The following is a 25,951-nucleotide window of genomic DNA, read 5'->3' as shown; positions in this document are numbered from 1 at the left end:
TCTCTTGGTCGATGTAAACACGTCAACAACTCAAAGGAGGTTAGTGATGGGTTTCACGATTCTTGGAACAGGCTCGGCGCTTCCCAAGCGCAGAGTTTCCAATGACGAGCTGTCCGAGTTCCTCGATACCTCGGATGAGTGGATTTTTACCCGCACGGGCATCAAGAGCCGCCATGTGTGCACCACCGAGTCGCTCGACGACCTTGCCGTGGCAGCGAGCGAGCAAGCGCTCCAGACGTCCGGAATCGATGCGAGTCAGCTGGATCTTATCGTCTGTTCGACGACGACGGGCGATCATCTCGTTCCCGCCGAAGCGTGCGCCGTTGCTGAGCGCCTGGGTGCCACATGTCCTGCCTTCGACGTTTCGGCGGCTTGTGCCGGCTTCGTATTTGCGCTCGATGTCGCCGAGGGCTATATCGCCCGCGGTCGTGCCAGGCGCGTGCTTATCGTTGCTGCCGAGCAGATGACGCGCGCGCTCGACTGGACCGACCGTGCCACGTGCGTGCTCTTTGGTGATGGCGCGGGTGCTGCGGTCATAGAGGCTGGGGTAGAGAATCCCCTCGCCGTTGAGCTTTCGACGTCGCCTGACGTCGAAACACTGCGCGTCCCCGGATTGGCGGGCTCCTCGCCGTATAAGACAGCGCAGGACCGCGAAAGCGTGCTGTCCATGAACGGTCGTCGTGTGTTCAAGTTCGGCGTCAATGCCATCTGCGACATGGTCCATAAGCTTGCGAGCGATGCGAGCATTGCGGTCGAAGACATCGATCATTTTGTATTCCATCAGGCTAACGAACGAATCCTGAGCCAGGCGGTCAAGCGCTTAGGTGTGCCGGACGACTGTGTGGTCCGAACGTTGCGTGAAACCGGCAATATTTCGAGCGCCTGCATTCCCTTTGCGCTTGATCGGCTGGCGCGCACCAACGCACTGAATGCGGGCGACACCATCGCCCTCGTTGGATTTGGCGCCGGCTTGGATGTAGGTGGCTATCTACTTCGCTGGAAGTAGCTGCACATAGGAAATGAAAACGCCCCTGGGGCACAAACAAAGGAGAACTACCATGGCAGATCAGAAGACCTTCGAGCGCGTTTGCGACGTTATCCGCGAGACCGCCGGCCTTGACGATGTCGAGATGAAGCCCGAGTCCACGCTCGAGGAGATTGGCCTCGACAGCCTGGGTACCGTCGAGATCCTCGTTGCCGTCGAGGACGAGTTTGGCATTGAGCTCGATACCGAGGAGAACCCCAAGACGGTCGGCGAGTTCGTCGATACGGTCGAGGCGGCATTGGAGAAGTAGTGATGCTCAAGTCTCCTCTCTGCGATCTGCTCGGCATCGAAAAGCCTGTGTTCCAGGGCGGCATGGCCTGGATTGCTGACGCCTCGCTGGCATCGGCCGTGTCCGAGGCGGGCGGCTTAGGCATTATCGCGGCCATGAATGCCGATGCCAACTGGCTGCGCGATCAGATTCACGAGCTGCGCGCCAAGACGGATAAGCCCTTTGGCGTCAACGTTATGCTCATGAGCCCGTTTGTCGACGAGGTCGCACAAGTGGTGATTGATGAGCGGGTGCCCGTTGTGGTGACCGGCGCCGGCAATCCCACCAAGTACATGAAGGCGTGGAACGAGGCGGGCATCAAGGTCATCCCGGTCGTTGCCTCGGTGGCGCTGGCGCGTCTCGTGGCGCGTCGCGGGGCCACCGCCGTGGTTGCCGAAGGCACCGAATCAGGCGGCCATATTGGCGAGACCTCGACGATGGCACTGGTGCCGCAGGTTGTCGATGCGGTCGATATTCCCGTGGTCGCGGCTGGCGGTATCGCCGATGGCCGCGGTGTGGCGGCCGCCTTTATGCTCGGCGCTGCCGGCGTCCAGGTGGGAACACGCTTTCTGGTCGCAAACGAGTGCACCGTATCCGAACAGTACAAAGAGCTGGTGCTCAAGGCAGGCGACACGTCGACGCGCGCGACCGGTCGCTCGACGGGACATCCGGTTCGTGCCCTCAAGAGCCCCTTCACCAACGCGTATGCCAAGAACGAGGCGGCGGGCGCAAGTCCCGAGGAGCTCGGGGCCATGGGCACGGGTGCGCTTCGCAAGGCGGCAAAGGACGGTAATTACGAAGAGGGTTCGTATTTGTGCGGACAGATTGCCGGCATGGTCAACGAGCGCCAGAGCGCTCGCGAAATCGTCGACGATCTGGTCGGCGGCGCCGAGCATGTCCTGAAGGGTGCGTCCGCATGGGTAGCGTAGCGTTTCTGTTTGCCGGTCAGGGTGCCCAGCACCCCGCGATGGGCGTCGACCTCATCGAAGCATCGCCGGCGGCTGCCGAGGTGTTCGCCATTGCCGACGAGGTGCGCCCGGGGACCAGCGAGCAGTGCCGGAGCGCCTCCAAGGAGGAGCTCTCGCAGACCGAGAACACGCAGCCTTGCGTGTTCGTGCACGACTTGGCTGTCGCCGTCGCCCTGCGCGAGCGCGGCGTGGTGCCTGCCGCCTGTGCGGGATTCTCGCTGGGCGAGGTCGCTGCACTCACCTTTGCGGGGGCATTCGATACGCGAGCGGGTTTTGAGCTCGTATGTGAGCGCGCGGCATTGATGGCCACGGCGGCCGAGCGTCACCCCGGCGGCATGCGCGCCGTCATCAAACTCGATGCGGCGCAGGTCGAGGGCTTGGCAAAACAGGCCGGCGAGGACTGCTGGCCGGTCAACTACAACAGCCCCCAGCAGACGGTTGTGGCCGGAGCGCCCGAGGCGCTGCAGGAGCTCGACGTTCTAGTGAAAGAGGCTGGCGGTCGCGCCATGAAGGTCGCGGTGTCGGGTGCATTCCATAGCCCCTATATGGCCGAGGCGACCTGTGGCCTTGCTGCATATATCGAGGCCGGTCACGCGCCGTCCCCGCTGCTCATTCCTGTTATGGCAAATATGACAGCGGCGCCCTATCCGGCCGACCCGCAGGCGGCAGCGGAGATGCTTGCCAACCAGGTGAGTCATGCCGTGCGCTGGGTCGACACGCTGCATGCTCTGCAGGATCAAGGCATCGATACGTTTATTGAGGTCGGCCCTGGCAAAACGCTGTCCGGCTTGGTCAAGCGTACGTTGAGCGACGTTCGCGTGTATTCGTGCGAAACGGCAGAACAGGTCGCAGCTATTGCCAACGAGCTCGCATAGCCCATAGGGCTGTAACCCGAAAGGAATGACATGGGCAACTTGAACAACGGCGCGCTCGAGCGCATCGACTCGCGTCGCGTGGCGCTGGTCACGGGCGCCTCGCGCGGTATCGGTCGCGCTTGTGCCGTGGGCCTGGCGGAGGACGGCTTTGATATCGCCGTCATCTATGCCGGCGGCGTCGATGCGGCGCGTGAGACGTGCGAAGCCTGCGAGGCGGCTGGCGCCACGGCGCGCGCATATCAATGTGACGTGGCCGAGCCCGATGCCGTCAACGCGTGCGTGGAGACGGTCCTCAACGACTTTGGCTCCATTTGGGCGCTTGTCAACAACGCCGGCATCACCCGCGATGGCCTGCTCATGCGTATGGGCGACGATGCCTTCGACCGCGTGCTCGATGTCAATCTCAAGGGCACGTTCAACACGACGCGCGCGCTCACCAAGACCTTTATGCGTCAGCGCGGCGGTTGCGTCATCAACATGAGCTCGGTCGTGGGCCTAATGGGCAATGCCGGGCAAGCCAACTACGCTGCCTCCAAGGCGGGCGTGATAGGGCTTACCAAGGCGGTGGCACGCGAGCTTGCGCCCCGCGGCGTGAGGGTTAATGCGGTCGCTCCCGGGTTTGTCGAGACAGATATGACGGCAAAGCTCTCGGAGAAGGTGCGTGCGGCAACCGAGGAACAGATTCCCCTTAAGCGCATGGCACGCCCCGAGGAAGTGGCCGGCGTGGTGCGCTTTTTGGCGAGTGATGCGGCTGCCTACATTACGGGTGAGGTCGTGCGCGTCGACGGCGGAATGGCGATGTAGAAACCAGGGCCGAAGAACGGCTTGGATGAGGAGAGCATGATGGAACAGAGAGTTGTAATCACCGGCATCGGTGCCGTGTCGCCGCTTGGCAACACCGCGCTTGCCACCTGGGCGGCCATGTGTGCCGGGACCTGTGGCATCGGCCCGATTACGCACTTCGATACGGATGCGTTTGCCGTCAAGGTGGCGGCCGAGGTCAAGGGCTTTGACGGCAACGACTACTTTGGCAAGCACGATGCCAAGCACTTAGACCCCTGCGTTCAGTTTGCACTGGCGGCGTCGGACGAGGCCATGCACGATGCGGGCTTTGATGTCGAAGGCGCCATCGATCGCGAGCGCCTGGGCGTCTACGTGGGTTCAGGCGTGGGCGGCATGCAGACGCTTGTCGACAACGTCCATACGATTGCCGACCGTGGGCCCCGCCGCGCATCGCCTTACATGATTGCGATGATGATCCCCAATATGGCTTCGGGCAATATCGCGATCCGCCACAAGGCAAAAGGCCCGACCCTGCCCGTGGTGACCGCGTGCGCGACCTCGGCCCATGCCGTGGGCGAGGCGTTCCGCGCCATCAAGCATGGCTATGCCGATGCGATTCTCGCCGGCGGTGCCGAGGCGGCCATCATCCCCGATGCCGTTGCGGGCTTTACGTCCTGCCGTGCACTCACTACCAATCCCGATCCTGCGACGGCTTGTCGTCCGTTCGATGCGAATCGCGACGGCTTTGTGATGGGCGAGGGCGCCTGCGTGCTCGTGCTCGAGAGCATGGAACATGCGCAGGCGCGCGGTGCGCACATTTATGCCGAGGTCGTGGGCTACGGCAACACCGATGATGCCTATCACATCACGAGCCCCGATCCCGAGGCTGCCGGCATTGCCCGTGCGATATCGCTGGCGGTGGCCGAGGGCGACGTTAAGCCTTCCGAGGGCCTCTACATCAACGCTCACGGCACCTCGACTAAACTCAACGATTCGTCCGAGACGGCGGGCATTAAGCGTGCACTCGGCGAGGACGCGGCACGCGCCGCGCACGTCTCGTCGACCAAGTCGATGACGGGGCACATGATCGGTGCCACGGGGGCCATCGAGGTCATGGCCTGTGCCATGGCGCTCGAGCAGGGCGTGGTGCCCCCGACCATTAACTACCACACGCCCGATCCCGCCTGCGATCTTGATTACACGCCTAATCGTGCGGTTCGCGCCGACCTTACCTGGGCGCTTTCGACCAACCTGGGCTTTGGCGGGCACAACGCCGCCATCGCGCTGCGTAGATATGCAAGGAGCTAGAGCATGGATTCCAAAAGACTTGCCGAGATAGCCGATGTTATGGAGGACCGCGGCCTCACGCGCGTGCGTGTTGAGGAGCCCGATGGCACCGCGGTCGAGCTCGAGCGCGCGAGTGCGGCGCAGCCGGTTGCCGTGCCCATGCCCGTGCCGAGTGCCATGGCCGCTCAAGTTACAGCTCCCACAGTCGCGCCTGCCGCACCGGAACCCGCCGCGCAGACACCTGCCGCCGCGCCGGAGCCTAAGGGCACCGAGGTGACTGCTCCCATGGTCGGCGTTTTCTATGCTGCCCCAGCGCCGGGCGACGAGCCGTTTGTGCACGTGGGCTCCAAGGTCAAGGCCGGCGAGACCCTCTGCATCATCGAGGCCATGAAGGTTCTCAACGAGGTGACGGCCGAGGCGGATGGCGAGGTGCTTGAGATCTGCGTGGCCGACGGCGACCTCGTGGAGTTCGGCAGCTGTCTTATGAGGATCGGATAGGTGATATCCATGAACAAAGAAGAGCTCAAGAAGCTGTTGCCGCATCGCGAGCCGATGCTTTTGCTCGACGAAGCCGAGCTGGTGGGCGACGAGGCCCACGGCAAGATCACGATTACGGGCGACGAGTACTTTTTGCAGGGGCATTTTCCGGGAAACCCGGTCGTCCCCGGCGTGATTCAGTGCGAGATGCTCGCCCAGAACTGCTGCGTGCTGCTGATGGGCGATGAGGAGGCGAGCGGCGCGACGCCGTTCTACACGAGTCTGGACAAGGTGCGCTTTAAGCGTCCGGTGCGCCCGGGCGACACGGTGGATCTGGTGTGCTCCATCACGCGTGCGCACGGGCCGTTCCGCTTTGCGACGGGTACTGCGAGCGTCAACGGTGAGGTTTGCTGCCGCGCCGATATGTCTTTTGCACTCATGTACGAAAGTTAAGGAAGGCTTCATGTTCGACAAAGTGCTCATCGCCAACCGCGGCGAAGTCGCGGTCCGTGTTATCCGCGCGTGCCGCGATATGGGCATCAAGACCGTCGCCGTTTATTCCACGGCCGATGCGGACGCGCTACACGTGCAGCTTGCCGACGAGGCGTATTGCATCGGCGGCCCGCGTCTTGCCGAGAGCTACCTCAACGACGATGCCGTGCTCACCTGTGCCGTAAAGTCGGGAGCTAAGGCAATTCATCCCGGCTATGGCTTTTTCTCAGAGAAGGCGAGCTTCGTGCGCGACTGCGACAAATACGGTCTGGCGTTTGTCGGTCCTTCGGCCGAGGTGATCGACAGCATGGGCGACAAGGACGCCGCACGCCGAACGGCTGCTGCCGCGGGCGTGCCCATCGTGCCGGGCTGCGATTTGCTCAAAAGCCCCGAGGAGGCGACGGCCGAGGCCGAGCGCATCGGCTGTCCCGTGCTCATCAAGGCGCGTGCCGGCGGTGGCGGTCGCGGTATTCGCAAGGTCGAGCGCGTGGAAGACGCGGCAAAGGCGTTCATCGAGGCGCGTGCCGAGGGCGAGGCCGTTTTTGGCGACGGCGAGTGCTACATGGAGAAGTTCGTCGCGCCGGCGCATCACGTTGAGGTACAGATTATGGCCGATAAGCAGGGCCATGTGTTTTCACTCGGCGAGCGCGAGTGCTCGGTGCAGCGCCGCAACCAAAAGCTGATCGAGGAGAGCCCCGCGCCGTGCCTCGACGGACGCGACGATATTCGCGCGCGCATGCACAAGGCCGCGCGCGACTTGGCTCGTGCCGTCGGTTATGAGGGCGCTGGCACCATCGAGTTTCTGTACTCGGACGACGGCAATTTCTACTTTATGGAAATGAACACGCGCTTGCAGGTGGAGCATCCGGTTACAGAGTTTGTAACCGATACCGACTTGGTCAAGTGGCAGCTGCGCGTGGCAGCCGGCCAGCCTCTGCCCTTTGAGCAGGAGGACATGCCGGTGCGCAACCACGCCATGGAGTGCCGCATCAATGCCGAAACGCCGGACTTTCTGCCGTCGTGCGGAACGGTCACCGCGTTGCGTGTGCCGGGTGGCCCGCGCGTGCGCTGGGATTCCGCCATGTTTACCGGTGCGAAAGTTCCGCCGTACTACGACTCCATGCTCGGCAAGCTCATCGTGTGTGCGCCCACGCGTGACGGCGCCATTCGCAAGATGCGCTCGGCCCTGGGCGAGCTCGTGATTGGGGGCGTGAGCGAAAACAGCGAGCTTCAGCTCGACGTGCTGGCAAACGACGAGTTCTTGTCGGGCATGTATCACACCGATCTGATGGGGCATCTCTATGCTGATGAATAGGAAAGCGAAGACGGTCAACGTCCTCGAGGGGCCGATGACCGAGTCATGCGCCGAGTTTCCCGCGCGCCACGTGTTTATCAAGTGCCCGGAGTGCCGCCGTGTGATCGATGAGGCACGCCTGCACGACAACCTCGAGGTGTGCCCCCGTTGCGGCAAGCACTTTCGCGTGAGTGGGCGCGACCGTATGCGCATGACGGTCGACGAGGGCACGTTTGAGGAATGGGATGCTAATCTGGCGTCGGAGGACTTCCTCTCGTTTCCCGGTTATGCCGACAAACTCAAGAGCGTGAGCGAGCGTTCGGGCGAGCGCGATGCCGTTGTGTGCGGCAGGGGCAAAATCTGCGGTTGCGATACCGCGCTCTTCTTTATGGATGCCAACTTTATGATGGGCTCGATGGGCTCCGTGGTGGGCGAGAAGATCTGTCGCACATTTGAGCATGCGACCGAGCTGGGATTGCCAGTTGTCGGCTTTACCGTTTCGGGCGGTGCGCGCATGCAAGAGGGCGTGACATCGCTTATGCAGATGGCCAAGATTTCTGCGGCGGTTAGGCGCCACAGCGAGGCGGGCGGCCTGTATATCACGGTGCTCACCGACCCCACGACCGGCGGCGTAACCGCGAGCTTTGCCATGGAGGGCGACATTATCCTGGCCGAGCCCGATGCCCTGACGGCATTTGCCGGCCCGCGCGTGATCGAGCAGAACATGCACAAGCGCCTGCCCAAGGGATTTCAGCGCTCCGAGTTTTTGCTGGAGCACGGCTTTTGCGATGCCGTTGTTCCGCGTGGTGAGATTGCGCTCACGGTAGGCGAGCTGCTGGCGCTGCACGAAGGGCACGCGCCCGGCCTGGGGGCACCGCATGAGATCGTGCATACGGGTCGTCGCGACAAAAAGCTGGGACACTTGTTTAAGCGCTCGGTCGCACCAAAAAGCGCGCTCGAAATCGTCAAACAGACTCGCTCGGCGAACCGCGCCACGGCAGGCGAGATGATCTCGTTGGGTCTCGACGGATTCGTAGAGCTGCACGGCGACCGCTACTTTGGCGACGATGCTGCCGTGGTGGGCGGCATCGGCTGGAAAGACGGGCGACCCGTGACGGTTATCGCCATCGAGCGCGGTACCACGACCAAAGAGCGCATGCGTCGCAACTTTGGTATGGCACATCCCGAGGGCTACCGCAAGGCACGTCGCCTGATGCACCAAGCCGAGAAATTTGGTCGGCCGGTTCTGTGCCTGGTTGATACTTCGGGCGCGTTTTGCGGCATCGGTGCCGAGGAGCGCGGCCAGGGCGAGGCGATTGCCCAGAATCTCATGGAGATGAGCGGCCTTAAGACGCCGATTGTCTCGGTGGTGACAGGCGAGGGCGGCTCTGGTGGCGCGCTGGCGCTGTCCGTGGCCGACCGCATCCTGATGCTCTCAAGCTCGGCCTATTCGGTCGTGAGCCCCGAGGCCTGTGCGTCGATCCTGTGGAAGGATACCGAGCGCGCGAATGAGGCCGCTGAGGCGCTTAAGCTCACGGCCCCCGATCTGTTGGCGCTCGGCATCATCGACGGCATTGTCGACGATAGGGGCCTGTCGCATGAGGAGATCGCCGGTGCCGTCATGTCCTCGGCATTTGATGCCTTCGATACGCTTGGGCAGCTCGACGACGCGACCCTCACAAACCTCCGCTACGAAAAGTACCGCGCAATCGGTCAGTACCGCACGATGTGACAAAGGGACAGCCCGCATGTCACATTGGGAAAGGCGTTCCATGTCACAAGTTTCTAACACCTCGTTTACAACGACGGTTTCATCAAACGCCATGGCCGTGGTGGACTATCTGTCCAAAAGCATGATGTCGGCGCTGCCGTTTATTGTTTGCGCGGCGTTGTTCCGCACCGCCGCCGTCGTTATGGGCGAAGGCATGCTGGGCCTGTGGTCTGCCGATTCCGAAATCTATCGCCTGTTCTACAGTTGGCTCTATAACGCCGGCTACTACTTTTTGCCCATTTATCTTGGTTGGGCGGCCGCCCGCCAGCTCGGTTGCTCGGAGCAGCTGGGCATGATGCTGGGCGGCGTATTGATTGCGCCCGATCTGCTTAAGCTCGTCGATGCCGCATCGACGACGGGGGCATCGATGACTTATGTGTATGGTCTGGTTCCCGCGCCGGTCAACGATTACACAACGACTGTTATTCCGGTTCTCATCTCGGTGCCCGTGCTATGGCAGGTGGAGCGTTTCTTTAAGCGCACTATCCCTCAGGCTGTGGCGTTTTCTTTTGTACCGTTTGCAACCATGCTCGTTATGGTTCCGGTGTCGCTGTGTGTTACGGCGCCGGCAGGCAGCTATCTGGGCATGCTGTTGGGACAGCTTATGTTTATGCTTGGCAATTCCGGTGGCATCGTGTCGCTGCTCACGCTCATGGGGCTTGCCGCGGGCTGGGAGTTTCTTAAGATCGCGGGTGTCAGCAACGTTGTCCTATCGCTCGCCTATGCGCAGTTTATGAGTGTGGGAACGGATTCGTGCATCCTGATCGCCGCGACGATGGCAACGTTCGCCGTTTGGGGTATGCCCTTTGGCGCGTCGCTCCGCGTTGCGGATAAGGACGAGAAGGCGCTCATGCTGGGCTATTCAATCTCGGGTATTCTTGGCGGCGTAAGCGAGCCAGCGCTGTACGGATGCGGCTTTAAATATGGCAGGTGTCTGACGTGCATGGCCGTTGGCGGCGCCGTCGGAGGCCTTGTTGCGGCCGTAGGCCACGTTACGGCTTATACTATCGGTATGACGAATGTTCTTATGGTCATTGGCTTTGCCACGGGCGGCATCTCGAATCTGCTGTGGTGCTGCGCTGCCGGCGGCGCAGCATTTGCGGTGTCTGCGGCGCTGAGCTACTGCTTTGGCGTGGTGCCGACAAAGGTGCAGGCGGCAGAAGACGAAGCTGATTCGCTCGAAACAGTGGCGAGCGCTGCTGAAGCAAGCGCATAAATCTGTGCGACAAAAGGACGATTCCTTTGTCATATTCCAAGGCTGCGGCCCGTGTGGGCTGCGGCCTTTTTGTATCTGGAGGACAAAGTGGCTACACTACAATCCGTTTGAGCAATAGATATATAGGTAGTACCGTGGGGACTGATGAGGATGGTCGAGTGGATTGTTCGTCGTGCGCAGGGCGACCGTGCGCGCGTGGGAACGTTGACGGGCATAGTGTGTATTCTCGCCAATGTTGCGCTTTGCGCTGCGAAGGGTGCAATTGGCGTGCTGTCGGGATCGGTTTCGATTGTGGCGGACGCTATGAACAACCTGTCTGATGCCAGCTCGAACATCGTGAGCGTGCTTGGCTTTAAGCTGGCGGGCAAGCCGGCCGACCCCGAGCATCCTTACGGACATGGCCGCTACGAGTATCTCTCGGGTCTGGTCGTGGCGGCGCTCGTGCTGCTGATTGGCGTTGAGCTGGTGAAGTCGTCGGTGGAGCGAATTGTCAACCCCGAGCCTGTCGAGTTCTCGCTTGCCCTGGTGGCGGTTCTAGTGCTTTCGATGGTCGTAAAGCTCTGGATGGCGGCCCTCAACCAAAAGCTCGGCGATCGTATTGAGTCCGAGACGCTGCATGCGACCGCTCAGGACTCAAAGAACGATGTCCTAGCTACGGGTGCTGTGCTGGCGTGCGCGATTGTTTCCCAGGTGGTGCATGTCAATCTTGACGCTTGGGTTGGACTTGCCGTTGGCGCCTATATTGGCTGGAGCGGTTTTGAACTCATCCAAGATACGGTGAGCCCGCTTTTGGGCCAGGCGCCCGATCCTAAGCTGGTCAAGCACATTCGAGACAAGATCATGAGCTACCCCGGCGTTTTGGGCGTTCACGATTTGATGGTTCACGACTACGGCCCGGGCAGGAAGTTTGCAAGCGCTCACGCCGAGATGGCAGCCGAGACCAGCCCGCTGGATAGCCACGACACGCTTGACAACATTGAAAAGGCATTTAGGGACGAAGATGGCATGATCGTCACGCTCCATTACGATCCCATCGTGACCGACGATCCAGAGGTGGCGAGCATGCGACTGCACATCAACGCAATGGCTCAACAGATCGATGGCCGCCTTTCGATTCACGATTTGCGTTGCGTGCCGGGCCCTACGCACACCAATGTGATTTTTGACTGTGTTCGACCCTCGGATTTGGCGATGAGCGCCGAGGACCTAAAGCGCGCGTTGGCGAAACGTGTCGAATCCGAATATCCCAAGTCGATTGCCAAGATCACGATCGACGAAGACTACGTAGGCCATACCCACGAGTAGGGCTGTGCCGTTACAGCAAGTTATACAGAAGGGGAGAGCATGAAACGTCTATATCTACTCCGCCACGGTCAGACAGAATTCAACGTAAAAAAGCTCGTCCAGGGTCGCTGCGATTCACCGCTGACCGTTTTGGGCCGCCAGCAGGCACGGGCGGCAGCTGCATGGCTCAAAGCCCACGGCGTCGTCCCCGACAAGGTGGTCTCTTCGCCCTTAGGCCGCGCCATGGACACGGCAAGTCTCGTCGCAACCGAACTCCTCGGCCTGGACGCAGCAGTCGAGCCCTGCGAGGGCATCATCGAGCGCAGCTACGGTACCTTCGAAGAAGGCCCCCACGATGCCCTGCCCACCGACGTCTGGGATCCAGGCGAGGACTTAATCCCATTCGGAGGAGAAGGAAGCCACGCACTGCAAGAGCGCATGGTGGCCACCCTCACCAATCTCATGAGCGCTAAGGACACCGAAACCCTCCTAGCAGTAAGCCACGGCAGCGCCAGCCGCCAATTCATCAAGGCTGCAGCCCCAGAGAGCTTCGAGCTCCCAACAAAGCTTCCTAACTGCGCCATCATGATTTTCGATTTCGAAGAGTCAGCGCCACAAGCAGAAGGCGAGCCAATGCAATGCAAGTTCACCTTGCAGCAAATCATCGATCCCCAGCAAAGATATTAGCCTGAGCGAGCAAGGTTTAGCAGACATCAACGTGTCGTCTCCCGAGCTTTGGCTTGACACGCTGAACATCTACAAGGATAACCTTGAGGCCGTCGAGGCGTTCCTGGCCGACGCCCGCGCCATGGGCGACGGTCGCCTCAATGTGGTGCTCACCGGTGCCGGCACCTCCGATTACGTGGGTGAGGTTGTCGTCCTCAACCCCGACCTATCCCTCGTCGAGACCTATCTCGGTGGCGAGAGCGTCTACACTGAGAAGTAGCTGCTGACCTATTTGCGATTTGATGCGAATAATGAGACCCCGATTCGGCTTTATCGAATCGGGGTCTTTGCTGTGGTGTCCAGCTAAATCAAAACAGGCCTATTCTGCGACGATGATGCGAGTTGATTCGAGAACCATGGAACGCTGTTTGTCGTTGACATTTGCATCGGTGATGAGTGCGTCCATTTGATCGAGATTGAAGAAGCCGAAGAAGTCCATCTGTCCGATCTTGCTTGAATCGCAGACAAGGTAACGCTTGGCGGCGCGATCGCAAGCGAGCGCCTGTAAGCGTCCTTCCTCAAGGTTAGAACAGGAGATGGATTGGGCGAGTACGCCGTTGGTGCCGATAAAGCAAGTGTCGATACCGAGCGGGGCGAGAGCATCTTCGGCGATGGGCCCGACGAAAGAACCCGATCGTTTGCGATACTGTCCTCCCAGGGCCCAGATCTCCACATCGTTACGCGTCTGGAGCATGTTCAGCACGATGATGCTGTTTGTGATGACGCGCAGCCGCATGCGCGGCAGCGCACGGGCGATGAGAGCGCAAGTCGAACCGGGTCCGAGGAAGATGGTGTCGCGCTCTCTGATGAGGTTGACAGCGGTGCGTGCGATATGCTCTTTTTCAGGGGAGCGGATTGAGAGCTTTTCAAAAAATGGGACCTCTTCGGCAATGGGGGAGCCGCTTGAAAGTCGGATGCCACCGTACTCGCGGATGACGCCAGCGCGTCGCGAGAGCTCATCGAAGTCTCTTCGAGCGGTCATTTCAGATATACCAAAGATTGTTGCGGCTTGGGCAACAGTGACCATTCCGCGCTGAGCGCACAGCTCAAGTAATTGTTCGTGACGTTCGGGTTTAAGCATGGCTTGCCAATTGGATTATGCGGTAATGACGGAGGTATAGGCGCGGAGGGCCTCGATGGTCCGGGGGTCTGCGTCCTCGTTAATGAATGCCGCGGTCATATCCTCCAGTGTGGTGAAAAGGCAGAAGTCGCGCCTTCCGACTTTTTCAGCATCTACAACAAGATAACGCTCCTGAGCTCGAGAAAGAGCGTCTGAGAGGACCATGGCTGCATCGGGACGAGAGCCAAAGACCTCGTTTCCAAAAATACCGGTTGCCGAGACGTAGGCCTTGGGAGCGGATAGACCGTAGGGGCCGCGGCCGTTGTATGGCATGGTGAAAACTCGCGTGTCGTGACGCATCATGCCACCAACAAAGAATAGATCTATATGTGGATTGTCGGCTAGCAGGTTCAGCACGGGAAGACTGTTGGTGACGACGCGTATGTCCTCCTGGGGCAAATACGAACACATGAGCTCGAGAGTGGAGCCTCCACCGAGAAAGATCGTATCGCCGGCTGAGACGGTTTGGGCGGCGGCTATAGCAGCGGCACGTTTCTGATCAACTTGAAAACGACGTTTCTCCTCATGCGGGGTCAAACGTGAAAGGGCTGTTCCGTGGGCGGAGTGTGGAAGCTGAGCCCCTCCGTGTACGCGCACAAGAAGGCCCTTGTCGGCAAGCTCGGCCAGGTCACGCCTGATGGTCATATCCGAAACAGATAGGGTATTAGATATCTCGTTTACCGATACCGAATGATGTTGATCGAGCAAGTCGAGAATGGCCTGCTGGCGTTCGGATTTCATGAGTGCCGACTCCCTCATCGAGCGTTTGTTCTTATTTCAATGTAAACGAACAACATAAATAAACGCAAACCGTTCACGAAGGCACATTACCTTTCACCGGTCAAAACATAACGCTCACGGAAAAAACCATCAAATAGGAGGTAAATAGAGCTCATTCCAAAAATCATCTCTTGACCAATAAACAAATATAGACGAACATAAACGAACAGAACGAACAGAACGAACAGAACGAACAGAACGAACAGAACGAAGAGAATTAATAAGTATGAAAGGACAGAAGATGCGTATCGGTGTCATCCTTGCAAGTCACGGAGAGTTCGCTCAGGCCGCCCTCGGCGCCGTCGAGATGATTGCGGGCAAGCAGCCTGATGTCATCGCTCTTGGTCTCACCGCCGAGAAGAGCCTGGAGTCTTTCGAGTCCGAGATGCGCGAGGCTTACGAGACCCTCAGCGCCGAGTGCGAACTCGTCGTCACCCTATGCGACATCTACGGCGGCACCCCATTCAACGTGACTACCCGCTGCCTGCTCAACGGCATGAACATGGTTGCCTACACTGGCCTGTCCATGCCCGTTGCGGTCGAGCTCCTGCTCACCCGCGATGGCCTCGATTCCGCCGACGCGGTCCGTGCCCAGCTCACTGCCGCTCACGCCGGGGCCCAGCAGGAGATCAAGGCTCCCGCTCCGGCCGTGGAGGCAGACGAGGACGATTTGGACCTCTAGGCTCGTTAGCCCGTCGATTCGAGTGGCGCTCACCCGTATCCCCCGAGTGGGCGCCTCGATCGAGCAGAGCATTCGTAAACGGTACTGAAGGAACGTGCAAACGAAAAGGAGAACATCATGGCACTCAAACTCGTCGACATCGATGACCGCCTGATCCACGGTCAGGTCGCCACCACTTGGATTCCCGACTTCGGCATCGAATCGGCAATCATTGTCTCGGATAAGGTCGCCAACGACCCCGTCCAGAAGTCCGTCGCCGGCCTCGCGGCCCCCGACATCAAGGTCTCCGTCTTCGGTGTCGAGAAGTTCATTGAGGTCCTCAAGAAGACCGAGCTCAAGAAGGCCACGATGGTGCTCTTCACCAACCCCATCGACGCCCTCAAGCTGCACGAGAACGGCTTGCCGTTCGACTACCTGAACGTCTCCGGCATGCGCTTCAACGAGCAGCGTCATCGCCTGCACAAGAACATGTCCGTCACCGCCGAGGAAAAGGCCGCCTTCGAGGAGCTCATTGGCCTCGGCGTCGACTGCTGGATGCAGACCACCACGCGCGATTCCAAGGAGCCCGTGTCCGAGCTCCTCAAGAACTACTAAGTAAGTAACCATCTCCGGGCATGTGAACCCGGGGCGTGCCCATCGGAGGGAACGATGGGCGAATAGGGAAGGAGAGGCTTATGCTTCAGGCACTTCTGCTCGCCATCTGGGCGGGTCTGTGCACTTGGGACCAGTTCGGTCCCCACCTGGGCTTCCGCAAGCCCCTGCTGGCATCCGTCGGCGTCGGCATCATCCTCGGTGACATGACGACCGCCATCATGATCGGCGCGACCATGGAGCTCATGTGGCTCGGCGTCAACAACATCGGCGCTTATGTTCCGCCGGATGTCATCTCCGGCACCATCGTCGGTGCCGCCCTGGGCATCATGGGTTCCACCGACACCGCCAGCGCCATCGCCCTGGCAGTCGCCATCGGCATCCCCACCGCCACCTTGGTTCAGCAGCTGAACATCTTGGTCATGACCACTAACGTCTCGCTTGTCCACGGTGCCGACAAGGCCATCGAGTCCGGTAAGTTCAACGCCGTCAACAAGTTCTTCTGGACCGGCGCCCTGTGCTTCTTCCTGACCCGCGCCGTTCCCGTCTTCATCGCCACGGGCATCGGCTCCTTCGTGATCGAGGACATCATGGCCTTCCTGCAGAACCAGGTTCCGTGGGTCCTCACCGGCTTCTCCACCGCCGGTGGCATGATGCCCGCCGTCGGTCTGGCCATGCTCCTCACCATGATGATGAAGAAGAACATGTGGATCTTCCTGCTGCTCGGCTTTATCATGGCCGCCTTCCTCAACGTCCCGACCGTGGGCATCGCGCTCGCCGCTTGCGCCGCCGCCGGCGTGTGGGACGTCATTACCGAGGGCCAGAAGAATCAACCCGCCCCTGCCGCCGCCTCTGCCGCCGGCTCCGATGATGACGAGGAGTACGATCTCTAATGGGTAAGATCTCCAACTCCACCCTGAACAAGGTCCTGCTGCGCACCCAGGGTTGCCAATTCGCGCACAACTACGAGCGCATGCAGTCGCTGTCCCTGACCTACTGCTTTGCCCCTGTCCTCGAGGAGCTCTACAAGGACGCCCCCAAGGAGGAGCGCGTTAACGCCATGAAGCGCCACCTCGAGTACTTCAACACCCACCCGCTCGCGATCCCCTTCATCCTTGGCATCACCGCCGCCCTGGAGGAGACCACGGATGAGGATCAGAAGGACACCGTCGTCGGCATCAAGACCTCCCTCATGGGTCCCTTCGCCGGCCTTGGTGACTCCCTGCTGAACCTCACCTGGTTCCCGATCGCCGGCTCCATCGGCGCATCTATGTGCGTCGACAACGGCTCCATTGTGGGTCCGCTCGTGATGTTCTTGCTCATCAACCTGCTGTACTGGCCGCTGAAGTACTTCGGCCTGCACAAGGGTTACGAGATGGGCATGGAGCTCGTCGAGAAGGCGGGCGTCCAGGTCTTCGACCGTCTGGGCAACCTCGCCAACGTGCTGGGCGTCATGGTCACCGGCGGCCTGATCGCCACGACCGTTAAGCTCAAGCTTGCCGTGCAGTTCGCCTTCGGTGAGGGTGACCCGCTGGTGCTCCAGGACCAGCTCGATAAGGTGTTGCCCTTCCTGCTGCCTGTCGTTCTGACTTTCATCTGCTATCGCCTGCTCAAGAAGGGCCAGGGCAAGAACTCCGCCCAGATCATCATCGGTCTGATTGTGTTCTCCCTTGTGTTCGCCGCTATCGGTTTCTACTTCCCGGCGTTCAAGATCTTCGCCTAATCGCGAGCTTATCAAAAGGCAAATCGTTTGATGCCCGCGCCCCGCATGCCGGGCGCGGGCCTCGTTGTCTCATGTGCTCTCCATCGTGCGCGATCGGGGTGCGCTCCATTATGCCCATGTGCCTTTGGCGTATCGCCATCTGGCAAATCCAACTATCGAAAGGATGCCAATGAGAACCGTCCTCGTGCTCATGGATACTCTGCGTCGCGACGTCCTGTCGTGCTACAACCCCGCAACCGACGTCCAGACCCCCAATCTCGATGCCTTTGCCGAGCGTTCCTGCGTGTTCGACAACCACTGGATCGGCTCGGCTCCCTGCATGCCTGCCCGCCGCGACATCCTCACCGGTCGCTACAACTTCCTCGAGCGCCCCTGGGGCCCCATCGAGCCCTTCGATGTGACGCTGCCGGCCTGCCTGCGCGCGAACGGCAACTTCTGCCACATCACCACCGACCACTGCCACTACCTACGCACCGGTGGCGAGGGCTACCTCCAGGAGTTCAACACCTGGGATTACTACCGCGGCCAGGAGGGCGACCCGTGGGTCAGCCGCATCGATGAGCCGAATAACATGCCCGAGACCTTCTACGGGCGCGTGCGCGAGCAGTACCAGAAGAACCGTCAGCTCTGGCCCAACGAAGAGGACATGCCGAGCCCCAAGACCTTCCAGTCCGCCTGCGACTGGATCGACGGCAATGCTGGGGCCGACGACTTCTTCCTTATGGTTGAGGCCTTCGACCCGCACGAGCCCTTCGATGTGCCCGACAAGTACATGGAGATGTACGGCGGCACTGGCGAGCTCGACCGCGACTACTTCGAGATTCCTGAGTACAAGCGCGTCTCCGCCACCGACGTCAACAAGGGCGCGGAGGACTACCTGCAGCGCCGCTACAAGGCCCTCGTCACCATGACCGACCGCTGGTTTGGTAGGCTCATCGACAAGCTCGAGGAGCGCGGGATGCTGGACGATACCATGGTCATGGTCACCACCGACCACGGCTATTTCCTGGGCGAGCGCGACTACATGGGCAAAAACTACATGCACCTGTATAACGAGCTCGCGCATCTGCCGTTCATTGTGCACTTCCCGGGTAACGCCCGCGCCGGCGAGCATGCCCGCCAGCTCACTCAGGCAATCGACATCATGCCCACGGTGCTTGAGGCCCACGGCTGCGAGATTCCCGCAGATGTGTGCGGCACCTCCCTCGTGCCGCTCATGACGGATGCTGACGCGCCCACGCGTGGCTACGCCCTGTACGGCGTGCACGCCATGACCGTCAACGTCACCGACGGCCGCTACACCTACTTCCGCGCGCCGGTCGCCGGCAACCAGCCGTGCTTCGAGTACACCGCACTGCCGCACACCATCCGCAAAAAGATGGGTTCGGACTGCCCGGAGGAGATTGAGTGTGGCCGCTACTTCAAACGCACCAAGTACCCGCTGTTCAAGATCCCCTGTAAGAAGCCGGCCCAGATCGAGGGAGCCACGCCGCTCGCCGAGGTCGAGCAGACGATGCTGTTCGACCTTGAGAGTGACTACGGCCAGGTTAATAATCTCGCCGGCAAGGACGACCACGCCGAACAGCGCATGATTGACCTGCTGCTGCGCGGCCTGGAGGAGCATGAGTCCCCGGCCGAGCAAAAGGAGCGCCTGGGCTTGGCCTAAGATTCATGCGGTGATTGTGCGGGCCGGATGCGCCGCCTCGGGTAAGGAGGTGGTTTCCGGCCCGATGAGTGAGGGCTAGCCTGTGCGAAGGGGGGTATGTGCCATGTGCGCGAAGCATATTGGCTTTTTGATAAAACCGGCATCGAGTGCTTGCAACATGCGGTGCAGGTACTGCTTTTACTGCGATGTCGCTGCTCATCGCGAGGAGCGGAGCGCCCGCGTCATGGGCGAAGACGTGGCAAGTGCCATCATCGACCGTGCACTCGCCGTGGCGAGTGATGCGCACATTTCTTTCGCCTTCCAGGGCGGCGAGCCCACCCTGGCCGGCCTTGACTTCTTCCATTCGTTCGTCGCGCGGGTGGAGGAGCGCCGTGAGAACCAGCGGGTGAGCTGGGCGTTGCAGACCAACGGCTACCTGATCGAAGAGGAATGGACCGAGTTCTTCCGCGAGCACGGGTTCCTCATCGGAGTCTCGGTTGACGCTTATCGCGACCTGCACGATTCGATGCGTCCCGATGCGCACGGTGCCGCTACGTACGCGCGCGTCATGAGCGGCGTTCGCCTGCTGCGCGAGCGCGGCGTGGACGTCAACATACTCTCGGTCCTCACCTCGCAGATGGCGGCGCATCCACAGCGCGTCTTCTCCTTCATCAAGCAGGAGAAGATCACCCATATCCAGTTCATCCCGTGCCTGCCGGGCCTCGACGATGAGCGGGACACGTTCTCGCTCGACCCGCGTGCCTTCTCCTCGTTCTACCGCCGCTTGTTCGACTTGTGGTGGCGCGAGCTCGGTGCTGGGCGCTATGTGAGCATCTGGCTGTTCGAGAACGTCATGCAGATGGCGCTCGGGCAGTTTCCGTCGCAGTGCGGTATGCTCGGCCGCTGCGCTCCGCAGTTCGTGGTGGAAAGCGACGGTTCGGTGTATCCGTGCGACTTCTATGCGCTGGATGAGTACCGCGTGGGCGATATTCGCGTCGATTCCCTTGAGGCAATGGCGACCTGTGAGACCATGCGCATGTTTTTGAACGAGCCGCGTCGCGATTGCGCGCGGTGCGCCGATTGCCCCTTTGAGGGCATTTGCCATCGCAACTGCAAGCGCCTGAACATCGCCTATTACGATGCGGGCTACTGCGGGCTGCGTGAGTTTTTGGAGTACGCCTATCCCGGCCTGCAGCGCGTGGCTCGCATGTTCACGCGGCGCTGATCCTGCCCGGGTTCTGCCTCGTCGTAGTTGTGTGGGGCTCTGCGCCCCTCCCGCCTTGACCACTCAATCTTCATCCCGTTCCCGTGAGTTTGGAGTTCCCTATGCCCCAGCAACCCAACGTTCTCCTTATCATGTGCGACCAGATGCGCGGCGACTGCCTGGGTATCGACGGCCATCCGGACGTGCAGACGCCCTACTTGGACACGCTCGCCGCCGACGGCATGCTGTTCGAGAACGCCTACTCCGCCTGCCCGAGTTGCATCCCGGCGCGCGCCGCCCTCTTTTGCGGCAAGACGCCCGCGGGCACGGGCCGCGTGGGTTACCAGGACGGTATCGCGTGGGAGTACGACCATATGCTCGCGCAGGAGATGCGCGACGGCGGCTACCAGACCGCCGTGGTAGGCAAGATGCACGTGCATCCGCCGCGTTTGGGCTGCGGCTTCGAGCACATGCGCCTGCATGACGGCTACATCGGCCACTACCGCAAGGCGAACCTGCCGTACTGGATGCACCAGAACGTCTCCGACGACTACATGCGCTTCCTCAAAAATGAACTGGGCGAATTCGCCGACGTGAACGGTTCGGGCGTTGAGAACAACTCCTGGATCACCCATCCCTGGGCCTACGAGGAGCGCCTGCACCCCACCAACTGGGTGGTGGACGAGTCCATCCGCTTTTTGGAGACCCGCGATCGCACGCGCCCGTTCTTCCTCATGACGAGCTTCGTGCGGCCCCACCCGCCCTTCGACGCGCCGCAGACCTACTTCGATCTGTACCGCGACATGGAGCTGCGCGCGCCTGCCGCTGGCGATTGGGATGACGCCGATGCCACCGAGCGCGATGGCATGATCTTGGACAGCGTGCACGGCTGCCGCGACGCCGAGCTGCGCCGCGAGGCCATGGCGGGCTATTATGCCTGCATCACACATATGGACCACCAGATCGGCCGGCTCATCACGGCGCTCGAGAACGACGAGACCTACCACGACACCGTGATCGTGTTCTGCTCCGACCACGGCGAGATGCTCTTTGACCACAGTCTCTTTCGCAAGGTGTTGCCCTACGAGGGCTCCGCGCGCATCCCCTTCATCGTGCACGTGGGCAAAAACGTCGATGTGCCGGGCGGCGAGCGCGTTCGCGGCGTGAGCGAGAGCACGGTGGAACTCATGGACCTTATGCCCACCATCCTCGAGGCGTGCGACCTGCCCGTGCCCGAGGGCGTGGAGGGCGCCTCGCTCATGGGCGAGCTTACCGGCGCCGCGCCGCTGAACCGTGCATACCTGCACGGCGAGCACAGCGGCAGCCGCGAGCAGTCCAACCAGTGGATCGTGACCCCGCATGACAAGTACATCTGGTTCACACGGACCGGGGTGGAGCAGTATTTCGACCTGGACGCCGATCCGCGTGAGGAGCACGACCTCATCGACGCTCCGGAGCGCGCCGCGCGCATCGCCGTGCTCCGTGCCTGCCTGATTGAGGAGCTCGCTGGTCGCGAAGAGGGATATGTTCGTGACGGCGAGTTGGTGGCGGGACGTGCGCCCGCCGTTATGCTTGAGCGCCCCCGGCCCTCGCGCCTCCAACGTTAAGAGAAAGGCCTATCCATGGATATGAAGACGATCGGCATTGTGGTCGTAGTGGTTGCGGTCGGGTTCACCATTTACATGGAGGTCCAAAAGCGCACAACCTTCGCCAAGCTCGAGGCGTACCTGCGCGAGGGCGACCTCAACAACTACCTCAAGGTCCTGAACCGCCCGCTCACTAGCGTGCTGTACCCCAAGTACAACGTGCTTTTCATGCGCTTGAACGCAGCTCTTGCCATGGATGACGTCGAGGCATCCGAGCGCATCATCCGCGAGATGGGTTCGCTCAAGATGAGCGAGGAGCAGGCACTCGCGCTGGCGGCAAAGGCGTTCTCCTTCTACGTGGAGATCGGGGATGAGCCCCACGCACGCGAGGTGCTCTCCTACCTCGAGGAGCACGGTGATCGCGAGGCTGCGCGTGCCGACCGTCGCACCTATGACGTCTTCCTCAAGGGCTCGTATGCCTATATCGACGAGATGGAGCGCGCGTTGTCGGAGGCGGCTGGCATGGAAGAGGCCCTGCTCTGCCAGATGCTCTCGGTTCAGTACGAGAACAAGGGTGACGAGGGGCGCGCCGCGTCCTATTGCGAGCGCGCTGAGCGGACGCTCGCAGCAGCCATGCCTGACAAGTAGGGAAGAGTCTAGGCGCTTCATATGCTAGCAATCGTATTCGCCATTGCGTTTTTCGCCTCTACCATCAGTGCCATCTGCGGTGTCGGCGGGGCATCATCATTAAGCCCGTGATGGACGCCGTGGGTGTCGCCGACGTGGCGACCATCAACTTCCTGTCCGGATGCACCGCGAGGACAACATCGGGCACTTCGCCATGAGCGTTTCCACCGCGCTGCTGCTCGACGTCGTCTACGCGTGCATCTTCAACCAGGATTACTTCGCTAACTACTAGCGGCGTGTCGAGACGGTGCGCGGGCCATTGATGGACTCGGCAGGCAGATTGGCGGGGACGCCTAGCCCTTGGCGCAACGGTGCTCCGCATGAGCGGCGTAAATAGGGACATATCGCGCAGCAGCGTTCGAGATATGTAAAAGTCCACAACCATACGCTGCGGTTTTGAATGATACGAACGCTTGCAATTCGTTGCATAGGGTGTTGCTCGATCGATAGGAGCTTGTTCGGATGGGTCCTCAATACATCTTGGTCTTCGCGGTATGCTTCCTGGCGTCGCTTCTGGGGCCGCTCTGTGGCATCGGCGGCGGCGTGATCATCAAGCCCGTGGTCGACGCGATGAACGTCATGAGCGTGAGCACGGTGAGCTTCCTCTCGAGCATGTCGGTGCTCATCATGTCGCTCTCCACGCTCGCGCAGAACGCGGCGAGCGGGCAGTCTGATATCGACGCGCGGGCGATGTCGCCCATCGCCGTCAGCTCCGCGGTGGGCGGCGTGATCGGCAAGATGTTGTTCAACCGGCTGGGGTCCGTGTTCCCCGACGCCGAGCTCGTCGGCGCGGTCCAGGCCGCCGTGCTCATCGTGCTCGCCGTCCTCGTGCTGGCCTACACGCTCAACAAGGCGCGCATCAAGGGCCTCAAGCTCGAGAATGCGTGGGCGCAGGCGCTCATAGGGTTCTGCGCCGGGGCGTGCTGGTCCTTCCTCGGCATCGGCGGCGGCCCCTTCAACCTGGCCATCCTCGTCTTCTTCTTCGCCATGGAGAGCAAGCCCGCCGCGCAGGCGTCGCTGTTCATCATCGCGTTCTCGCAGACGGCGAGCCTCATCTACACGCTGGCCACGGGCAGCGTGCCCGCGTTCCTCCCCGTGGTCCTGCTGGGCATGGCGGCGATGGCGGTGCTTGGGTCGGTCGTGGGGCGCCGCCTGCTGCGCCGGATGGACTCGGCGGCGGTCGATAAGCTCTACGTGTTCGCCCTCGTGCTCATCATCGTGATCTGCACGTACAATTTCATCCGGTTCTCGGTGCTCTAGTTCTTCGCCCCGAAACGGGATGCCGCGATAATGGAGCTGGAGCGCGGGCCTTCCTCTTCTGCCTTGAGGAGGTCGCCGTGTCCCGCTCGTCTCATGAGCGCCGATGGTGTTGAAGTCCTCTTGGCAATAAGTCGCGGCAGCGTCAGCCGCCAATTCAAAAAAGCCACAGGCGGAAGGCAAACCGCTTCAAAGCAAATTCACCCTCCAACAAATAGTGGATCCCCAACAAAGTCTTTAGCCTGAGCGAGCAGAGTTAAGCAGGCGTCAACGTGTCGTCTCCCAAGCCCGGCAGAGCAGCAACCTTAATATATTTCGCCGCCGCTCTGCCGGCCCCAGGCGACTCCGCGCACTTTACCTGCGTAAACAATGTGAGTGAAATATGAATCTCGATGGATACGCCCGCAGCCGTGTATACTAAACAGCTGTGTGAAACCAGGGGAGTATTCTGGCTGGACAAAATGCCTGCTTAATAGGGTTGTCAGGTAGTCCGGACGCAATACAAGGCTGGGGAGCACGTCGTGTAAGTAGTGGTCCTCTAGGGGCGTACGCTCGGTGGTGTACGCATTGTCCCAAGACCACGCGAGAGTTGGGATCATATCTTGATCAGCATGATTCTCGGCCGCAAGATTGGCATGACCCAGGTTTGGGACGAGGACGATAACGTCGTTCCCGTCACGGTCATCCAGGCTGGCCCCTGCGCTGTCTCGCAGGTTAAAACTCAGGCAACCGACGGCTATGACGCCGTCCAGATCGGTTTCGGCGACATCAAGGCCAAGAACGTGAACAAGCCCATGGCTGGTCACTTCGCCAAGGCTGGCGTCGAGCCTGTCCGCTTCCTTCGTGAGGTCCGCGTCGAGAACGGCGAGGAGCACAAGGTCGGCGAGGTCGTCACCGTCGCTGATTTCGCTGATGTCGAGAAGGTCGACGTCATCGGTACCTCCAAGGGTAAGGGCTTCCAGGGTCGCATCAAGCGCTGGGGTCAGCGCCGCGGTCCTATGACGCATGGTTCTCACTTCCAGCGTCACCCCGGTTCTATCGGTCAGTGCGCCTATCCTGCGCGCGTCCTCAAGGGCGTCAAGATGGCCGGTCACATGGGTAACGAGCGCGTTACCGTCAAGAACCTTTCCGTTGTCCGCATCGATGCCGAGCAGAACCTCATCTTGGTCAAGGGCGCTGTCCCGGGTGCCAAGAATGGTCTCGTCGCCATCCGTATGGCCTAAGGGCCCAGCCCATTTAGCCCAGCGTCATACCAAGGAGAACACTTAAATGGCAAAGTTTGAAGTAAAGAACAGCGAGGGCAAGAAGGTCGCCGAGGCCGAGCTCGCCGCTGAGGTGTACGGCATCGAGCCGAACATCCACGTTATGCACCACATCGTCAAGTGCCAGATGGCCTCTTGGCGTCAGGGCACCCAGTCTGCTAAGGGCCGCTCTGAGGTTTCCGGTGGCGGCAAGAAGCCTTGGCGTCAGAAGGGCACTGGCCGTGCCCGCCAGGGTTCCATCCGTGCTGCCCAGTGGCGTCACGGTGGCGTTGTCTTCGCCCCCAAGCCCCGTTCCTACGCTAAGCGTATGAACAACAAGGAGGTCAAGCTGGCTATGCGCTCCGCGCTGTCCGCCAAGCTGGCCGATGGCGAGCTCGTGCTCGTCGACGACTACGGCTTCGAGAAGCCTTCCACCAAGGCTGCCGTCGCCATGCTCAAGGCTCTCGGCCTTGAGGGCAAGCGTCTGACCATCATCGTTCGCGATGAGGACGTCAACGCCTACCTGTCGTTCCGCAACATTCCCAAGACGTTCATCATCACCGCTGACGAGGCCAACACCTACGATCTCGTCAACAACAACGCTGTGCTGATGCCCGCCGACATCGCCGCTCACTTCGGGGAGGTGCTTGCATAAATGACCGCCCACGAGATCATCATCCGTCCGATCGTGTCCGAGCGTTCCTTCTCCGGCATGGAGCTGAACAAGTACACGTTCGAGGTCGCCAAGGATGCTAACAAGTATCAGATCAAGGACGCTGTCGAGGAGATCTTCGGCGTCAAGGTCGTTCGCGTGAACACCCTGACGGTCAAGCCCAAGACCAAGCGCGTGCGCTATGTCGCCGGCAAGACCCGTTCTTGGAAGAAGGCCATCGTCACGCTGGCCGAGGGCGACACCATCGAGGTCTTTGGCAACCAGGCCTAAGACTCG

At 60.9% G+C, this 25,951-nt stretch carries 28 protein-coding genes; 26 read left to right on the top strand and 2 right to left on the bottom strand.

The genetic code is table 11. The annotated features are described in order from the left end of the window. Positions 1–46 precede the first annotated feature (46 nt). From DW943_RS03780 to DW943_RS03715, 14 genes are all read left to right on the top strand, one after another. Positions 47–1,006 (top strand): 3-oxoacyl-ACP synthase III family protein, encoded by a 960-nt coding sequence (locus tag DW943_RS03780; protein ID WP_117862227.1) that lies wholly within the window; start codon positions 47–49, stop codon positions 1,004–1,006. A 52-nt stretch (positions 1,007–1,058) separates the two neighbouring features. Next, complete coding sequence (locus DW943_RS03775; RefSeq protein ID WP_055285196.1) at positions 1,059–1,295, top strand: acyl carrier protein; 237 nt, start codon at positions 1,059–1,061, stop codon at positions 1,293–1,295. Between the two features lie 2 nt (positions 1,296–1,297). Then, a complete protein-coding gene (gene fabK / locus DW943_RS03770) occupies positions 1,298–2,242 on the top strand; it encodes an enoyl-[acyl-carrier-protein] reductase FabK (RefSeq protein ID WP_117862226.1) in 945 nt (314 codons plus the stop codon). Beyond that, complete coding sequence (locus DW943_RS03765; protein WP_117862225.1) at positions 2,230–3,156, top strand: ACP S-malonyltransferase; 927 nt, start codon at positions 2,230–2,232, stop codon at positions 3,154–3,156. Before fabK ends, DW943_RS03765 begins: the two co-directional genes overlap by 13 nt. 30 nt (positions 3,157–3,186) lie before the next feature. After that, positions 3,187–3,960, top strand: coding sequence for a 3-oxoacyl-[acyl-carrier-protein] reductase (gene fabG / locus DW943_RS03760; protein WP_117862224.1), 774 nt, complete (start codon positions 3,187–3,189; stop codon positions 3,958–3,960). A gap of 39 nt (positions 3,961–3,999) precedes the next feature. Beyond that, the gene (fabF, locus tag DW943_RS03755) at positions 4,000–5,247 is read left to right on the top strand and encodes a beta-ketoacyl-ACP synthase II (RefSeq protein ID WP_117862223.1); all 1,248 of its coding nucleotides are present in this window, start codon (positions 4,000–4,002) and stop codon (positions 5,245–5,247) included. Positions 5,248–5,250: 3 nt separating this feature from the next. Next, positions 5,251–5,724 carry an acetyl-CoA carboxylase biotin carboxyl carrier protein gene (accB, locus tag DW943_RS03750; protein ID WP_117862222.1) on the top strand — a complete coding sequence of 158 codons (474 nt, stop codon included), beginning with the start codon at positions 5,251–5,253 and terminating at the stop codon, positions 5,722–5,724. Between the two features lie 9 nt (positions 5,725–5,733). Then, positions 5,734–6,156, top strand: a complete 423-nt coding sequence (fabZ, locus tag DW943_RS03745) for a 3-hydroxyacyl-ACP dehydratase FabZ (RefSeq protein WP_117862221.1) — start codon at positions 5,734–5,736, stop codon at positions 6,154–6,156. Between the two features lie 10 nt (positions 6,157–6,166). Further along, positions 6,167–7,510, top strand: a complete 1,344-nt coding sequence (locus DW943_RS03740) for an acetyl/propionyl/methylcrotonyl-CoA carboxylase subunit alpha (protein ID WP_117862220.1) — start codon at positions 6,167–6,169, stop codon at positions 7,508–7,510. Next, positions 7,497–9,221 carry an acetyl-CoA carboxylase, carboxyltransferase subunit beta gene (accD, locus tag DW943_RS03735; protein WP_117862219.1) on the top strand — a complete coding sequence of 575 codons (1,725 nt, stop codon included), beginning with the start codon at positions 7,497–7,499 and terminating at the stop codon, positions 9,219–9,221. The genes DW943_RS03740 and accD overlap by 14 nt, the downstream gene beginning before the upstream one ends. A gap of 40 nt (positions 9,222–9,261) precedes the next feature. Continuing rightward, a complete protein-coding gene (locus DW943_RS03730) occupies positions 9,262–10,476 on the top strand; it encodes a PTS fructose transporter subunit IIB (protein ID WP_117862218.1) in 1,215 nt (404 codons plus the stop codon). 150 nt (positions 10,477–10,626) lie between these two features. After that, on the top strand, positions 10,627–11,781 hold the full coding sequence (locus tag DW943_RS03725) for a cation diffusion facilitator family transporter (protein WP_199572766.1): 1,155 nt from the start codon (positions 10,627–10,629) through the stop codon (positions 11,779–11,781). Positions 11,782–11,820: 39 nt separating this feature from the next. Further along, positions 11,821–12,447, top strand: coding sequence for a histidine phosphatase family protein (locus tag DW943_RS03720; protein ID WP_117862216.1), 627 nt, complete (start codon positions 11,821–11,823; stop codon positions 12,445–12,447). A 31-nt stretch (positions 12,448–12,478) separates the two neighbouring features. Beyond that, positions 12,479–12,706 (top strand): hypothetical protein, encoded by a 228-nt coding sequence (locus DW943_RS03715; RefSeq protein ID WP_233506705.1) that lies wholly within the window; start codon positions 12,479–12,481, stop codon positions 12,704–12,706. Positions 12,707–12,805: 99 nt separating this feature from the next. Here the strand turns inward: DW943_RS03715 and DW943_RS03710 are convergent, their stop codons facing one another. Both DW943_RS03710 and DW943_RS03705 read right to left on the bottom strand, forming a co-directional pair. Further along, positions 12,806–13,567, bottom strand: coding sequence for a DeoR/GlpR family DNA-binding transcription regulator (locus DW943_RS03710; protein ID WP_117862215.1), 762 nt, complete (start codon positions 13,565–13,567; stop codon positions 12,806–12,808). Between the two features lie 15 nt (positions 13,568–13,582). After that, positions 13,583–14,347 (bottom strand): DeoR/GlpR family DNA-binding transcription regulator, encoded by a 765-nt coding sequence (locus tag DW943_RS03705; protein ID WP_233543592.1) that lies wholly within the window; start codon positions 14,345–14,347, stop codon positions 13,583–13,585. 265 nt (positions 14,348–14,612) lie between these two features. On the opposite strand from DW943_RS03705, the gene DW943_RS03700 reads away from it, so the two are divergent. The 12 genes from DW943_RS03700 to rplW all read left to right on the top strand — a co-directional run bounded on the left by DW943_RS03700 (position 14,613) and on the right by rplW (position 25,945). Continuing rightward, positions 14,613–15,068, top strand: a complete 456-nt coding sequence (locus DW943_RS03700) for a hypothetical protein (RefSeq protein WP_233543591.1) — start codon at positions 14,613–14,615, stop codon at positions 15,066–15,068. Between the two features lie 117 nt (positions 15,069–15,185). Continuing rightward, positions 15,186–15,662 (top strand): PTS sugar transporter subunit IIB, encoded by a 477-nt coding sequence (locus tag DW943_RS03695; RefSeq protein ID WP_117647588.1) that lies wholly within the window; start codon positions 15,186–15,188, stop codon positions 15,660–15,662. Between the two features lie 80 nt (positions 15,663–15,742). Then, complete coding sequence (locus tag DW943_RS03690) at positions 15,743–16,552, top strand: PTS sugar transporter subunit IIC (RefSeq protein WP_117647586.1); 810 nt, start codon at positions 15,743–15,745, stop codon at positions 16,550–16,552. Continuing rightward, complete coding sequence (locus DW943_RS03685) at positions 16,552–17,382, top strand: PTS system mannose/fructose/sorbose family transporter subunit IID (protein WP_117862213.1); 831 nt, start codon at positions 16,552–16,554, stop codon at positions 17,380–17,382. Before DW943_RS03690 ends, DW943_RS03685 begins: the two co-directional genes overlap by 1 nt. Positions 17,383–17,551: 169 nt before the next feature. Beyond that, positions 17,552–19,048 (top strand): sulfatase, encoded by a 1,497-nt coding sequence (locus DW943_RS03680; RefSeq protein WP_117647582.1) that lies wholly within the window; start codon positions 17,552–17,554, stop codon positions 19,046–19,048. Positions 19,049–19,151: 103 nt separating this feature from the next. Further along, a complete protein-coding gene (locus DW943_RS03675; RefSeq protein ID WP_117862212.1) occupies positions 19,152–20,252 on the top strand; it encodes a radical SAM/SPASM domain-containing protein in 1,101 nt (366 codons plus the stop codon). Positions 20,253–20,353: 101 nt separating this feature from the next. Beyond that, the gene (locus tag DW943_RS03670; protein ID WP_117862211.1) at positions 20,354–21,838 is read left to right on the top strand and encodes an arylsulfatase; all 1,485 of its coding nucleotides are present in this window, start codon (positions 20,354–20,356) and stop codon (positions 21,836–21,838) included. Positions 21,839–21,853: 15 nt separating this feature from the next. Continuing rightward, the gene (locus DW943_RS03665) at positions 21,854–22,465 is read left to right on the top strand and encodes a hypothetical protein (RefSeq protein ID WP_117862210.1); all 612 of its coding nucleotides are present in this window, start codon (positions 21,854–21,856) and stop codon (positions 22,463–22,465) included. Between the two features lie 501 nt (positions 22,466–22,966). Continuing rightward, on the top strand, positions 22,967–23,764 hold the full coding sequence (locus DW943_RS03655; RefSeq protein ID WP_117647575.1) for a sulfite exporter TauE/SafE family protein: 798 nt from the start codon (positions 22,967–22,969) through the stop codon (positions 23,762–23,764). A 599-nt stretch (positions 23,765–24,363) separates the two neighbouring features. Continuing rightward, positions 24,364–24,984 (top strand): 50S ribosomal protein L3, encoded by a 621-nt coding sequence (gene rplC / locus DW943_RS03650; RefSeq protein ID WP_035137484.1) that lies wholly within the window; start codon positions 24,364–24,366, stop codon positions 24,982–24,984. A gap of 46 nt (positions 24,985–25,030) precedes the next feature. Then, entirely contained in the window at positions 25,031–25,657 is a 627-nt protein-coding gene (gene rplD, locus DW943_RS03645; protein WP_006235032.1) for a 50S ribosomal protein L4, read from the top strand. Further along, positions 25,658–25,945 carry a 50S ribosomal protein L23 gene (rplW, locus tag DW943_RS03640; RefSeq protein WP_022094197.1) on the top strand — a complete coding sequence of 96 codons (288 nt, stop codon included), beginning with the start codon at positions 25,658–25,660 and terminating at the stop codon, positions 25,943–25,945. The last annotated feature ends 6 nt before the right edge of the window (positions 25,946–25,951 follow it).

This window comes from Collinsella sp. AM44-11 (assembly GCF_003467145.1).
Taxonomy (GTDB): domain Bacteria; phylum Actinomycetota; class Coriobacteriia; order Coriobacteriales; family Coriobacteriaceae; genus Collinsella.
The sequence above is the reverse complement of the archived record's forward strand: the minus strand, read 5'-3'. Positions and strand labels throughout refer to the sequence as shown.